The following is a 13739-nucleotide window of genomic DNA, read 5'->3' on the forward strand; positions in this document are numbered from 1 at the left end:
TCTGAAAATCTTTATACCCATAACCAGGTATGCATAACATAGAGCCATATTACAACTGGCGGCACCTGTACACCGCCGAAGAAGATGAGTATTCCCCGTTTTACGGAAGGGAATACAGTGAGTTTGAATATTCCAATTCGGTGTATAATTATTATATACATCCGCAATGGGATGAATTTGGCTCGCGTAACTTATACATGAAGATCCTTTTTACGGACTACCAGTTTAATTTTGTGATCATAGAATTACTGGGAGAATGGAATGATGCTATTGACAACGACATCATGACCATGAAGCGTAACATCATCGATACACTTATTGCGCAGGGCATTACAAAGTTTATTCTCATCACTGAAAATGTAATGAACTTTCATTCTTCTGATGATTGTTATTACGAAGAATGGTGGGAAGATATCCGCGATGATGGCGGCTGGATCGTAAGTCTCAACATGCCTGTGCAAACGCGTGAGGAGTTTGAAAGAGCCCGCCTGCATTATTATGTGCACCTGCTGGACGACGATAAATGGCGGACATATCAGCCTTTGCACCTGTTCAATATGGTGGATAACATCATGCTGAAACGGCTGGAATAATATTAATTTTCATTACAAAATGAAAGATATTATGCGTGTTATGATGATTATTAATTTATAATGCATGTAAATAATATAATATCTGTATTGAAACCTGATAAATATCATTTGGTTTTTATTTTTCCTGCGTTAAATTTGCCCGACATTTCAAACATCTTTTTATACTAGGAAGCTTAGAATTTTACTTATGAAGTGGTCACAGTTCTTTAATACCTCTATCGGTAAGAAGTTATTGGTAGGTGCTACCGGCTTGTTTCTTTGCAGTTTTGTTATTGTACACCTGGCGGGTAATTTCCAGTTGCTGTACAACGACGAAGGCAAGGCCTTTAACGCATATGCTGCGTTTATGGGACATAACAGCCTGATTCAGTTTATTGCCTGGGGGCTGAAAATTGTGATCCTGCTGCACGCATTTATTGCGCTTCAGCTCACGTTCAGCAACAGGGCCGCCCGTCCGGTGAAATATGCCGTGAACCCGGGTAATCAGACATCTTCCTGGTTCAGCCGTCAGATGGCCATCATGGGAAGTATCCTTCTCGTTTTCATCGTTATCCACCTGGTTAACTTCTGGGGAAAATTTCACTACACGGAAATGCCTACCCGTACTTATGAGGGCAGTATTGAACCGTTGAAAGATCTGTATGCCTTGTCTTATGAAACCTTTAAGAACGGCTGGCTGGTAGTATTGTATGTGATCGGTATGATCGGCCTGTCTTTCCACCTGATCCACGGTTTTAAAAGCGCCTGTCAGACCTTCGGTTTAAATCATAAAAAATACAACGGCCTTCTCAGCTTCATCGGTATATGGGTGTTTGGAATAGCCATCCCTGTTGGTTTTGCTATTATTCCCGTTGTAATCTATTTCAAATAATTCTGTAAAGTAAGGATATATGTTGAACGCAAAAATTCCTGCCGGACCATTAAATTCCAAATGGGAAGACTATAAAGGACATTGTAAGCTGGTGAATCCTGCCAATAAACGTAACCTGGAAGTGATCATCATTGGTACAGGTTTGGCCGGTGCATCAGCAGCAGCTTCGTTAGGTGAGTTAGGATATAAAGTAAAAGCATTCTGCTTTCAGGATAGTCCGCGCCGTGCACACAGTATTGCTGCCCAGGGTGGTATCAACGCGGCAAAGAATTATCAGAACGATGGTGACTCTGTTTTCCGTTTATTCTACGACACTGTAAAAGGTGGTGACTACCGCGCACGTGAAGCCAACGTACACCGTTTGGCGGAAGTAAGCGGTAATATTATAGATCAGTGCGTGGCACAGGGTGTTCCTTTTGCCCGTGAATATGGTGGCCTGTTAAGTAACCGTTCCTTCGGTGGTACACAGGTACAGCGTACTTTTTATGCAGCAGGCCAAACCGGCCAGCAGCTGTTGCTCGGCGCTTACTCTGCACTGGAACGCCAGGTGGCACTGGGTAATGTGAAAATGTACAATCGCCACGAAATGCTCGACATCGTAAAAATTGATGGCAAGGCACGTGGTATCATTGCACGTAACCTGGTAACCGGTGAACTGGAACGCCATTTCGGTCATGCTGTACTGATTTGCAGCGGTGGCTATGGCAACGTGTTCTACCTGTCTACCAACGCAATGGGCTCTAACGTAACAGCCGCCTGGAAAGCAACAAAGAATGGCGCTTATTTCGCTAACCCCTGCTTCACACAGATCCACCCTACCTGTATCCCCGTGTCAGGCGATCACCAGTCAAAACTGACCCTCATGTCAGAATCACTGCGTAACGATGGCCGTATCTGGGTGCCCAAAAAACAGAACGATACCCGCAAAGCCAGCGAAATTCCTGAAGAAGAAAGGGATTATTACCTGGAAAGAAGATATCCTGCATTCGGTAACCTTGTTCCCCGCGACGTGGCTTCCCGTGCAGCAAAAGAAAGATGCGATGCCGGTTATGGCGTAGGTACTTCCAAACAGGCAGTGTACCTCGACTTTGCCGCCGCGATCGAACGCTATGGCAACATTGAAGTGGGTAAACGCCAGATCACTAATGCTTCCAAAGAAGAGATCATTAAACTGGGTAAAGAAGTAGTAGCCGAAAAATATGGTAACCTGTTCGACATGTACGCCAAGATCACCGGTGAAAATCCCTACGAACTGCCCATGCGTATCTATCCTGCGGTACACTATACAATGGGTGGCCTTTGGGTAGATTATGAACTGGGAACCACTGTTCCCGGCCTGTATTCCCTGGGAGAAGCAAACTTCTCCGATCACGGCGCTAACCGCCTCGGAGCATCTGCACTGATGCAGGGCCTGGCCGATGGTTATTTCGTGATCCCTTACACTGTAGGTAATTACCTGGCAGATGAGATCCGCACAAAAGCAATCCCTACCGACCATCCTGCTTTCGTGGAAGCAGAAAATAAAGTAAGAGACACCATTAATAAACTGATGAGCATTAAAGGCTCTAAGTCTGTCGATTTCTTCCACAAAAAACTCGGTAAGATCATGTGGGATAAATGCGGTATGGCACGTAATGAACAGGGCCTGAAAGAAGCAATTGAAGAAATCAAAGCGCTGAGGGCAGAGTTCTGGAGAGATGTGCGTATTCCCGGTGAAGCGAACGAATTCAACCCTGAACTGGAAAAAGCCGGTCGTGTGGCCGACTTCCTGGAACTGGGCGAACTGATGTGCATCGACGCACTGAACCGCCGCGAATCCTGTGGTGGTCACTTCCGCGAAGAATCACAAACCGACGAAGGGGAAGCACAACGCGACGATGAAAACTTCAGCTATGTGGCTGCATGGGAATATAAAGGCGATGGCCAGTACGAACTGCACAAGGAACCACTGGAATTCGTTGAATGTAAACCAACACAGCGTAGCTATAAATAATGGTTATTGGCGAACTGTTTAACGGTTAGCCAGGATTATAAATCAAATAATTGTCCAAGGTATATGGAACATTATAACATGAACCTCACATTAAAAGTGTGGAGGCAGAAAAACAAAGATGATCAGGGTAGATTTGAAACGTTACAGGCAAAAAACATTTCTTCTGAAATGTCGTTCCTGGAAATGTTTGATGTGGTGAATGAAGAGCTGATCAATGAAGGCAAGGAACCAATAGCATTTGACCACGATTGCCGCGAAGGGATCTGCGGTATGTGCTCCATGCACATCAACGGCCGTGCACATGGTCCGTGGAATGGTACTACTACCTGCCAGCTGCACATGCGCGCTTTCAAGGATGGCGATACCATCACGGTAGAGCCCTGGAGAGCAGGAGCATTCCCCGTAATCAAAGATCTGACGGTAGACAGATCGGCGTTTGACCGTATCATTGAAGCGGGTGGTTATATTTCCGTGAATACAGGTAACGCACAGGATGCGAACTGTTTACCGGTAGATAAAAATAAAGCGGACCTGGCTTTTGCTGCAGCGGCCTGTATCGGTTGCGGCGCCTGCGTGGCAGCATGTAAGAACTCTTCTGCCATGCTGTTCGTATCTGCAAAAGTTTCCCAGCTGGCATTGCTGCCACAGGGCCAGCCTGAAAGGCAAACCCGCGCACTCAACATGGTGGCGCAAATGGATAAGGAAGGCTTTGGCAGCTGTACCAATACCGGCGCCTGCGAAGCGGAATGTCCGAAAGAAATTTCCCTCACCAATATCGCCCGCCTCAACAGGGAGTTTATTGCTGCAGGTTTTTCTTCTGAGAAATAAACGGATGTTTTCAGCGGATTTTGTCCTGGAACACTGATTCAGATGATTTCGCCGATTTTACTGATTTTATTTTTTGAATGATATATAAAGGAGATGGGAATGTTATGGCATTCCTATCTCCTTTCTTTTTTAGCGCGGGTGTTGTCTGACTCAGGATTATAATGATTTCGCTGATTACCCTGATTTTCACTTTTACTCTTGAATTTTAATAAGTATTAAGGGAGATATAAGCTGCTACATTGCACATCTCCCTTAATATTCATCAATTCCAAAAAAATAATCAGCAAAATCATCATCATCCTGAAAAAGACAACGTTCGCGTATATCTCCTCAGATTATTATAAAAAAACTAAAAAGTAAAATCAGGGTAATCAGCGAAATCATCATCATCCTGAGTCAGACAACACCCGCGTTGAGCTCCGCTCATCCTTTCGACTTTAACTTTCTAAATTTTTTTATTATTATGTGCTTTTTCCACGTAATGTAAAAACAGAAAACATATGTCAGAACAATCACGCAGAAAGTTTATCAAGCACATAGGCAGCACCGCCGCACTGCTTGGTATAGGTCAATTGGCCGCCATCGCCAAGGACCAGGAACATGTAGAGATATTACAGCCCGAAAAAAGGGTAACCCCCAACGATAAAATCCGTATAGCCTGCGTAGGAATGGGTATTATGGGATTCGGGGATGTGGAAACGGCTATCAAAGTGCCGGGAGTGGAATTTGTAGGCGCGGCTGATCTGTATACTGGTCACCTTGAGAAAGTAAAAGAAGTGTTCGGTCCGCAGGTTTACACCACGCGCGACTACCGCGAATTGCTGAAACGGAAAGATATAGACGCTATTATAGTAGCTACGCCCGATCACTGGCACGATACCATTGCCATTGCCGCTATGGAGGCAGGAAAGGCCGTTTACTGCGAAAAACCGATGGTACAGCAGATAGACGAAGGTCACAAGGTAATTGCCACACAACAACGTACCAAAGCCGTTTTCCAGGTAGGCAGCCAGCGCGTTAGCAGCGTGGCGCTGGCAGAAGCCCGTAAACGTTACCGGGCCGGTGAAATAGGACAGTTGAATGTAGTGGAAGCAAGGATGGACCGCCACAGCGCGCTCGGCGCCTGGCAGTATTCCATTCCACCGGATGCTTCACCGGCTACTGTAGACTTTGACACTTTCCTGAAAGATACCGCCAAACTGCCGTTTGACCCGGTACGTTTTTTCCGCTGGCGTAACTACCGCGCCTACGGTACCGGCATTCCAGGTGACCTGTTTGTGCACCTGATCTCCGGCCTGCATTTTATTACGGGATCACTCGGGCCTACCTCCATTTACGCCAGCGGCAACCTGGTGCAATGGAAAGATGGCCGCGATGTGCCGGATGTGGTAGTAGCTATTTTTGATTACCCGGAAACAAAAGAACATCCTGCTTTCCAGATGACGCTCCGCGTGAATTTTGCCGATGGCAGCGGCGGTGGGGAATACACCCGTTTTATCGGGACCGAAGGCGTACTGGAACTGGGCTGGAACGACTTCAAAATCAAAAAACATAAGCTGCCGGAAGCACCGGGCTATGGGGGCTGGGATACCTACAACACATTTACCAAACAACAACAGGCGCAATATGTGCAGGAGTATAACGCAAAATATCCCGCAGATAAACGGAATACGGTAGAAACATCCAGCGCTTTTGCCGCTCCCAAAGGGTACGACGACCGCCTGGACCACTTTACCAACTTCTTTGAATCCATGCGTTCCGGCAAACCCGTGGTGGAAGATGCGGTATTTGGCCTCCGCGCCGCCGGCCCTGCCCTCGTAACCAATGAAAGCTACTTCAGCAAAAAACTGATTAACTGGGACCCGGTGAATATGAAAATAGTGTAGGGAGAATTCGTAATTTGTATTGCTTTTGAGTTAAACCATACTATTTAAATCTATCTCCTATGTTTAAAAACTTCCAGGGTAATTGTTGGTTGCTTTTGGGAATGGTGCTTTTGTCTTGTAATGAAAAGAAAAAAACTATGAATGACCAGGTTGATGTAAAACCTCCTGTAGCAGAGAAGATAGCTAAAGAGCTCAGTATCCACGGCGACAAACGGATAGATAATTATTACTGGATGAATAACCGGGAAGATCCGAAAGTACTGGCCTGGCTGAATGCAGAGAACGCGTATCTCGACACCATCCTTTCTCCCGAAAAAAAACTCCGTGAAAAACTCTTCACCGAGATGAAGTCCAGGATCAAGGAAACAGACATGAGTGTACCCTATCTTAAGAACGGGTATTATTATTACACCCGTTACGAGGAAGGGAAGGAGTACCCTGTGCATTGCCGCAAAAAAGGCAGCCTGGAAGCGCCCGAAGAAGTGATCCTGAATGTGAATGAGCTGGCAGCAGGTCACGCCTATTGCCAGGTAGCCGGGTTGAGTGTAAGCCCCGATACGAAACTGCTCGCTTACGGGATAGATACGGTAAGTCGCCGGCGTTATACTATCCGGATCAAGAACCTGGAAACAAACGAGCTTCTTGCAGACGAGATCCATGAAACCACCGCCGGCAGCACCTGGGCCAGTGATAATAAAACCCTTTTCTATTCCCGCAAAGATACCGTTACCCTCAGGGCCGATCGTATTATGCGGCACTCACTGGGTGTGGCTGCTGATAAGGAAGTGTATCATGAGGCGGATGAAACATTTGATGTAGCTGTTTCCAAAACGAAATCGGGCAAATATATTATCATCAACAGCGAAAGCACCTTGTCGTCCGAAAGTCGCATCCTGGATGCCTCCAAACCTAATGATGCATTCCGCATTTTCCATCCGCGGGAAAAGGATATGCTGTATCATGTGGACCATCGCGATGATAAATTCTATATCACCACTAACTGGAACGCTCTTAACTTCCGGCTAATGGAAACCCCGCTGGATAAAACTTCCAGGCAAAACTGGAAAGAGCTCATTCCCAACCGCAGCGATGTGCTGCTGGAAGGCGTGGAGCTGTTTAAAGAGTTTACCGTATTGGAAGAAAGAAAAGGCGGCCTGACACAGATCCGCATCATCAATGATAAAACCCATACCGAAAAATACCTGCCATTTTCAGAAACGGCTTATACCGCATCTGTAAGCAGTAACCCGGAAATGGACAGTAAGGAACTGCGGTATAATTATACTTCCATGATCACACCCAACTCGGTGTATGATTACAATATGGAAACAGGGACCAGTGAATTGAAACGTCAGCAGGAAGTGCTGGGCGGTTATGATCCCAAAGATTATGCAACAGAGAGATTATTTGCCACTGCTTCGGATGGTACCAAAATACCGGTGTCGATAGTGTATAAGAAAACCTTTGAAAAAAATGGCAAAGGACCGTTGTTGTTGTATGGCTATGGCTCCTATGGCAACAGCATGGATGCCACATTCAGCTCCACCCGGTTAAGTTTGCTGGACCGTGGTTTTGCCTTTGCCATTGCGCATGTACGCGGCGGTCAGGAAATGGGCCGTCAATGGTATGAAGATGGCAAAATGTTTAAGAAGAAAAATACGTTCACTGATTTTATAGCCGTTGCAAAATTCCTGGTACAGCAGCACTACACAGATTCTGTACATCTTTACGCAATGGGTGGAAGCGCCGGCGGCCTGTTGATGGGCGCTGTTGCCAATATGGAGCCAGCCTTGTTTAACGGCATTGTGGCGCAGGTTCCTTTTGTGGATGTGGTTACCACCATGCTCGATGAAAGTATTCCGCTTACTACCGGTGAGTTTGATGAATGGGGCAATCCAAAGAACAAGGATTCATATGATTACATGAAGTCCTACTCCCCTTATGATAACGTAGAGCGTAAAGCTTATCCCAATATGCTGGTCACTACCGGTTTACACGATTCCCAGGTACAATACTGGGAGCCGGCCAAATGGGTAGCGAAATTAAGGGAGCTGAAAACAGATCATCATTTACTGCTGCTGCATACTAATATGGAAGCCGGCCATGGCGGCGCTTCGGGGAGGTTTAAGTCGCTGGAAGAAGTGGCGCTGGAATATTCCTTCCTGTTGAAGCTGGAAGGGAAAGAAAAATAGTAAAATGAAGCTTAAACGACTGCCGGCCTTCATCAGGTATCAAATAAAAAGAGGGTGTATCGAAAATACGATACACCCTCTTTTTATTTGGTGAGCATCTTTGATGAAGCCACTGTTTTACCGTAAAAGATCTCCGCCATCTTATCAAAAATTCCGGGATCGTCGGTGGTATAAAAACTACGCTGTTGCTGTTTACTCAACCTGATTTCCATTTCAGGGTGCCGTTTCAGGTAATCTTTCAGGCTGTGCGCCACGATTTTACCCTGTGATAAAACAGTGATACCTCCCGGTAAAAACTGTTTGATCTTTTTCATCAGCAGCGGGTAGTGAGTACAGCCAAGTACAAGGGTATCGATGCCTGGTGAGGCCAACAATATTCTGTCCAGGTATTCTTTTACAAAGTAGTCCGCCCCTTCACTTTCATGTTCATTGTTTTCAATCAGCGGCACCCACATCGGGCAGGCCAGCTGATGTGTTTTTACATGTGGAAAAAACTTCTGGATTTCCAGCGGGTACGATTCAGACGATACTGTACCGTTGGTGGCCAGTATGCCTACTTCACCGGTTTGCGTGATGGTGCCTACCATTTCGGAAGTAGGGCGGATCACGCCCAATACCCGGTTATCGGGAGCAATATGCGGCAGGTCTTTCTGTTGGATAGTGCGCAGTGCTTTCGCGGAGGCAGTGTTGCAGGCCAGTATTACCAGCGGGCATCCCATTTCAAACAGCTTTTGCACGCACTCCAGCGTGTAGGTGTGAATGGTATCAAAGCCGCGGTTGCCGTAAGGCGCGCGGGCATTGTCTCCCAGATAAATATAGTCGTACTGCGGTAGCTCCGCCACAATTTCCCTGAGTACGGTCAAACCGCCATAGCCGGAGTCGAATATGCCTATCGGGCCCATGTTTATTCGGTATCTTTTTGCATCAGGCCGGAACCCGTTAAATCATAAATCTTCTGTATTTCGTGCAGCACGCCTTCAAAATCTATTTCCAGGTCTTTCAGCGCGCCGTTCTTCAGGTCATATACCCAGCCATGTACAGTGGGGAAACCTTTTGCCACGTACGATTTCTGTACAGCTGCAGTTTTGATGACGTTAATGCATTGTTCCTGCGTATTCAGTTCAACGAGGCGGTTATAACGTGCATGCTCATCCGTTATAGCGTTCAGTTCATCCATGTGAAGGCGGTATACATCGCGGATATTACGCAACCAGGGATTGAGGATACCGAGGTCTTTGGCCTGCATGGCAGCTTTTACGCCGCCACAGTTGTAATGGCCGCATACAATGATATGTTTTACTTCCAGGTGTACCACCGCGTAATTGATCACGCTCATTACATTGAGATCGATATTAGGTACAAGGTTGGCGATATTACGGTGTACAAACACTTCTCCTGCTTCAAGGCCCATGATTTCATTGGTTGGAACCCGGCTGTCGCTGCAGCCAATATACAGGTAGTCTGGTTTCTGTGTGTCCGCCATTTTCTCAAAAAACTGCTCGTCTGTGGCTTTTTTAGTAGCTATCCACTGCTTGTTGTTCTCGAATATCTGCTTATATGCTGTCATGCGGTTTTCATTTTTATGCGTTAAAGATACGTATTGAAAGCATATATGCAGACAACCCTTTCACGATGAAAGGGTTAAAGAAATATTGCATCTCTTTCTGACGCTGGATCACAGCGTGCCCAAAATTTATAAAAGGTTGTTGTAAAGATATTTATTCATATTGTTTATTGATATGTCTGCTATAGTTCATTCTTGGAAACCCCGCATAAAATCAGTACCTTCGCAGCTTCAAAATTTGATAGCCAGCATGATCAGTGTTAAAAACGTAACGCTCTCTTTCGGTAAGAGAGTATTGTTTGACGAAGTAAACCTCAATTTCACAAAAGGGAACTGTTATGGTGTGATTGGGGCCAATGGAGCAGGGAAGTCTACTTTTCTGAAGATATTGTCCGGTGAGATCGAACCGAATAAGGGTACAGTGGAAATCACTCCCGGTGAGCGCATGAGCGTGCTCACGCAGAACCACTTCCAGTTTGATGAGGTTACGGTGCTGAATGCCGTATTGATGGGTAATAAAAAGCTTTGGGAAATAGCGAACGAAAGGGATACTATATATGCCAAGGAAGATTTTACCGAGGAAGACGGTATGCGTGCAGGCGAACTGGAAGCTGAATATGGTGAGATGGGCGGCTATACTGCAGAAAGCGATGCAGGTGTGTTGCTGAGCGATCTGGGCGTGAAAGAAGAAGTGCATGGTATGCTGATGAAGGATATTGCCGGTAGCCTTAAAGTGCGGGTACTGCTTGCACAGGCCCTGTTTGGTAATCCTGATATCCTCCTGCTGGATGAGCCTACGAACGACTTGGATGTGGAAACCATTGGCTGGCTGGAGAACTTCCTGGCCGACTACGAAAATATTGTGATCGTGGTATCCCACGACCGTCACTTCCTGGATGCCGTATGTACGCATGTGGCAGATGTGGACCGCGCAAAGATCCAGATCTTCAGTGGTAACTATACCTTCTGGTACGAATCATCCCAGTTGATGGCCCGCCAGATTGCAGATAAGAACAAGAAGATGGAAGATAAGCGTAAAGACCTGCTGGACTTTATCGCCCGCTTTAGCGCCAACGCCTCCAAAAGTAAACAGGCTACTTCCCGTAAGAAAGCCCTGGAAAAACTGGTGGTGGAAGATATACAGCCATCTAACCGTAAATATCCCGGTATCATCTTCAAGCAACAGCGTGAAGTGGGTAACCAGATACTGAACGTGGAAAAACTGGAGAAGCTGGCAGACGGCCGTAAACTCTTTACAGATGTTACTTTCTCTGTTAACAAGGGAGATAAGATCGCATTTCTTTCTAAAGATCACCTGGCACTTACTACTTTCTTTGAGGTGATCAACAGTGAAGCAACAGCAGACAGCGGCAAGTTTGAATGGGGTACCACTGTAACCAGTGCCTACCTGCCAAACGATAATGCTGCCTACTTTGCCAATAAAGACCTGAACCTGATGGATTGGTTACGTCAGTACGTGCCACCTCATGTAACAGATGTGGATGAACCTTTCCTCCGTGGTTTCCTCGGTAAAATGTTATTTGGCGGAGATGAGATCATGAAGAAAACTTCAGTGCTGAGCGGTGGTGAAAAAGTACGTTGCATGATCAGCCGTATGATGTTGCAGGACCCGAATGTGCTCATACTTGATGAGCCTACCAACCACCTGGATCTTGAGTCTATCCAGGCTTTCAACGAAAGCATGATCAACTACAAGGGAGTGGTGCTGTTCACTACCCATGACCATACCTTCATGCAATCAGTAGCTAACCGTATTATCGAGTTAACGCCTAAAGGTATCATCGACAGGCTCATGACCTTTGATGAATACCTGGCAGATGAACGTGTGAAAGCGCTGCGCGAAGAAATGTATGGTAGTGCAGTTCCGGCGTAAAAGAGATAGCTTAAAAATATGGAAGCGAATGACCAGCCGGTCATTCGCTTCTTTTTTTGATGGTGAGTTTATATCTTCTTACAAATACTCCTCTATTACCTTTAATTTGTTCTTATCAAGGGGCTTTGTAATGTACGCCATCAGCTCCGGCGTATGTTGTACTTTTTGCATGTCCCGTACATCCACAGAGGATGAGCACATGATGATCGGGATAGTATTTTTAAACGATGTTTTTAATCCCCTGTATGCCTCAATAAAATCCCAGCCGTTCATTCGCTGCATATTCATATCAAGAATGATAAGAGAGGGTAAGGTAGGTTGAGGGGCTCTGGAAAGCTGTTCCAGGGCTTCTTCTGCGCAGAGAAAAGAGGTAACTACCAGATGATTGCTTTGGTGCCCCAACATTTTTTTGATAATGAAATGAAATATTTCATCATCATCTACAACGTACACTATTTTATTCATGTCTTCCATGCTTCGGTTTTAATTGGGCTTCTTATCTTATCCGATAATAACAAAAGGCGCACAAAAAGACGATGTTAAGGAATTACGTGGCCCTGTTTGTTGCAAAGTAGGGGCATTGACTTCAGGGATAACAAGTGGCTGAAATCAAATCCTTCATCGTAAACATGGGCTGGGTCGGCATTTATAGTATGCCTGCCACATTCTTCTTCTTAAGCATTGGTCATGGGAGTGCAGTGGCCTCCGGCTATCTTTAATTGTGAAGCAAAGAACGTTAATTTAATTTTATTTTTATATATATGTTTTTGTCAATAACTAATCATTAACAAATGAGATAAGCGAAAAAAATATCACGAATCTGGTGAACACTCTCCCTGAAAGGCAATGGCCGGAACGAAGTATGATCTTCGTTCCGGCCATTGCCTTTATCATTAAAGCTGATTGCTGTTAAAACAAGCCGCCTTTTTTCAATGTTACTTTACCTTGTCCGATTTTGAAACCGTTATGGTAGATTTCAACAGCATAATCGCCTGCCTTGAAATCGGAATTCTGTTTCCAGTCCATACTCACGGATTGTTTCTGGCCGGTAGTGTAAGTCACTGTTTTCTTGGCAGTATATAGTTTTTCAGTGCCATCTTCCAGTGTGAAACGGCCGGAGCCCAATGCTTCTACTGCCAGTGGAGCACCATCCGGAGCTGTGATAGCTACGAAGATCTCTTTATCACCGGTGGGTGCAATACGGTTGTCGTCCAGGTCAAAGGTAACCCGCATCATATCTGCACGTTTTGCTTTGCTGGTTTCTACTTCTTTACCGTTGTTCTTTACACGGATCGGTAACAATTTAATGTTGGATGCATGTAATACAGATCCCAGGTCTACCTTCTTATTGAGGCTGTCTTTTACAACAGACACTGAGTCGCGCTCTTTACGGGCATAATCCCTTTCACCGGCCAGTACTATCTTTTCTCCTTCCAGGCGCTCGATGGTTTGAGTATAACCCTCGATGTTGGATTTCAATTGCTCAATCAAACGGCGTGCTTCTGCCAGTTGTGCCTGTGTAGCGTTTTTGTTGGACAGGATGCTGGAGATCCTGGCCTTCATATCCTGTATTTCTTTATCTTTTGTTTTAACCAGGCTGTCCATCCGGGTGTTCTGCGATACCAGGTCATCCAGGCGGGCATTGGCCGCGTTGTATTCCTGCTGCAGTGCATCACGGGAAGAAGAGATCGAATCTATCTGGGTGTTTTTTTGAACGATTTGCTCGCTGGATTTATTTTTGTCATATAACATATATATCCAGGTACCGGCTAATGCTGCAATTAAAATACCGTAAATTAGACCATTGCGGCTGCGTGGTTTTTCTGGTCCGGGTGATCCCGGTGCAGGGGAATTAAAGGTGTTCTCCGTCATAGTTGTGAGTTTTATGTTTTTTGTTATATGGTTAAAAATTGTTATT

General features: G+C 45.6%; 11 protein-coding genes. 7 read left to right on the forward strand and 4 right to left on the reverse strand.

Going from position 1 to position 13739, the window contains the following annotated elements:
- The first annotated feature begins 29 nt into the window (after positions 1–29).
- The 6 genes from FN124_RS18700 (at position 30) to FN124_RS18725 (ending at position 8363) form a co-directional block, all read left to right on the forward strand.
- Positions 30–593: a hypothetical protein gene (locus FN124_RS18700; RefSeq protein WP_142686272.1), complete on the forward strand. Its 564-nt coding sequence runs from the start codon at positions 30–32 to the stop codon at positions 591–593.
- A 187-nt stretch (positions 594–780) separates the two neighbouring features.
- Entirely contained in the window at positions 781–1464 is a 684-nt protein-coding gene (locus FN124_RS18705; protein WP_142686273.1) for a succinate dehydrogenase cytochrome b subunit, read from the forward strand.
- A 19-nt stretch (positions 1465–1483) separates the two neighbouring features.
- Positions 1484–3457, forward strand: a complete 1974-nt coding sequence (locus FN124_RS18710; protein ID WP_142686274.1) for a fumarate reductase/succinate dehydrogenase flavoprotein subunit — start codon at positions 1484–1486, stop codon at positions 3455–3457.
- A gap of 63 nt (positions 3458–3520) precedes the next feature.
- Positions 3521–4285 carry a succinate dehydrogenase/fumarate reductase iron-sulfur subunit gene (locus FN124_RS18715; RefSeq protein ID WP_142686275.1) on the forward strand — a complete coding sequence of 255 codons (765 nt, stop codon included), beginning with the start codon at positions 3521–3523 and terminating at the stop codon, positions 4283–4285.
- 500 nt (positions 4286–4785) lie between these two features.
- Positions 4786–6171, forward strand: a complete 1386-nt coding sequence (locus FN124_RS18720; RefSeq protein ID WP_142686276.1) for a Gfo/Idh/MocA family protein — start codon at positions 4786–4788, stop codon at positions 6169–6171.
- Between the two features lie 137 nt (positions 6172–6308).
- The gene (locus tag FN124_RS18725) at positions 6309–8363 is read left to right on the forward strand and encodes a S9 family peptidase (RefSeq protein ID WP_260607500.1); all 2055 of its coding nucleotides are present in this window, start codon (positions 6309–6311) and stop codon (positions 8361–8363) included.
- A gap of 83 nt (positions 8364–8446) precedes the next feature.
- Here the strand turns inward: FN124_RS18725 and murI are convergent, their stop codons facing one another.
- Together murI and FN124_RS18735 are read right to left on the reverse strand one after the other, a co-directional pair.
- Positions 8447–9265 (reverse strand): glutamate racemase, encoded by an 819-nt coding sequence (gene murI, locus FN124_RS18730; RefSeq protein WP_142686278.1) that lies wholly within the window; start codon positions 9263–9265, stop codon positions 8447–8449.
- A gap of 2 nt (positions 9266–9267) precedes the next feature.
- Positions 9268–9930: a carbonic anhydrase gene (locus FN124_RS18735; RefSeq protein ID WP_142686279.1), complete on the reverse strand. Its 663-nt coding sequence runs from the start codon at positions 9928–9930 to the stop codon at positions 9268–9270.
- Positions 9931–10177: 247 nt separating this feature from the next.
- Between FN124_RS18735 and FN124_RS18740 the strand changes: the two genes are divergently transcribed.
- Positions 10178–11821, forward strand: coding sequence for an ABC-F family ATP-binding cassette domain-containing protein (locus tag FN124_RS18740; RefSeq protein ID WP_142686280.1), 1644 nt, complete (start codon positions 10178–10180; stop codon positions 11819–11821).
- 78 nt (positions 11822–11899) lie between these two features.
- On the opposite strand, the gene FN124_RS18745 is transcribed toward FN124_RS18740, so the two are convergent.
- Positions 11900–12295 carry a response regulator gene (locus tag FN124_RS18745; RefSeq protein ID WP_142686281.1) on the reverse strand — a complete coding sequence of 132 codons (396 nt, stop codon included), beginning with the start codon at positions 12293–12295 and terminating at the stop codon, positions 11900–11902.
- Between the two features lie 435 nt (positions 12296–12730).
- Positions 12731–13693: a DUF8428 domain-containing protein gene (locus FN124_RS18750; RefSeq protein ID WP_142686282.1), complete on the reverse strand. Its 963-nt coding sequence runs from the start codon at positions 13691–13693 to the stop codon at positions 12731–12733.
- Between the last annotated feature and the right edge of the window lie 46 nt (positions 13694–13739).

This window comes from Chitinophaga polysaccharea (genome assembly GCF_902150045.1).
GTDB classification, from domain to species: Bacteria; Bacteroidota; Bacteroidia; order Chitinophagales; family Chitinophagaceae; genus Chitinophaga; species Chitinophaga polysaccharea_A.

Coding starts and splice junctions, on each gene's coding strand:
- FN124_RS18700 (WP_142686272.1), top strand. CDS start 30: ATGCATAACATAGAGCCATATTACAACTGGCGGCACCTGTACACCGCC.
- FN124_RS18705 (WP_142686273.1), top strand. CDS start 781: ATGAAGTGGTCACAGTTCTTTAATACCTCTATCGGTAAGAAGTTATTG.
- FN124_RS18710 (WP_142686274.1), top strand. CDS start 1,484: ATGTTGAACGCAAAAATTCCTGCCGGACCATTAAATTCCAAATGGGAA.
- FN124_RS18715 (WP_142686275.1), top strand. CDS start 3,521: ATGGAACATTATAACATGAACCTCACATTAAAAGTGTGGAGGCAGAAA.
- FN124_RS18720 (WP_142686276.1), top strand. CDS start 4,786: ATGTCAGAACAATCACGCAGAAAGTTTATCAAGCACATAGGCAGCACC.
- FN124_RS18725 (WP_260607500.1), top strand. CDS start 6,309: ATGAATGACCAGGTTGATGTAAAACCTCCTGTAGCAGAGAAGATAGCT.
- murI (WP_142686278.1), bottom strand. CDS start 9,265: ATGGGCCCGATAGGCATATTCGACTCCGGCTATGGCGGTTTGACCGTA.
- FN124_RS18735 (WP_142686279.1), bottom strand. CDS start 9,930: ATGACAGCATATAAGCAGATATTCGAGAACAACAAGCAGTGGATAGCT.
- FN124_RS18740 (WP_142686280.1), top strand. CDS start 10,178: ATGATCAGTGTTAAAAACGTAACGCTCTCTTTCGGTAAGAGAGTATTG.
- FN124_RS18745 (WP_142686281.1), bottom strand. CDS start 12,295: ATGGAAGACATGAATAAAATAGTGTACGTTGTAGATGATGATGAAATA.
- FN124_RS18750 (WP_142686282.1), bottom strand. CDS start 13,693: ATGACGGAGAACACCTTTAATTCCCCTGCACCGGGATCACCCGGACCA.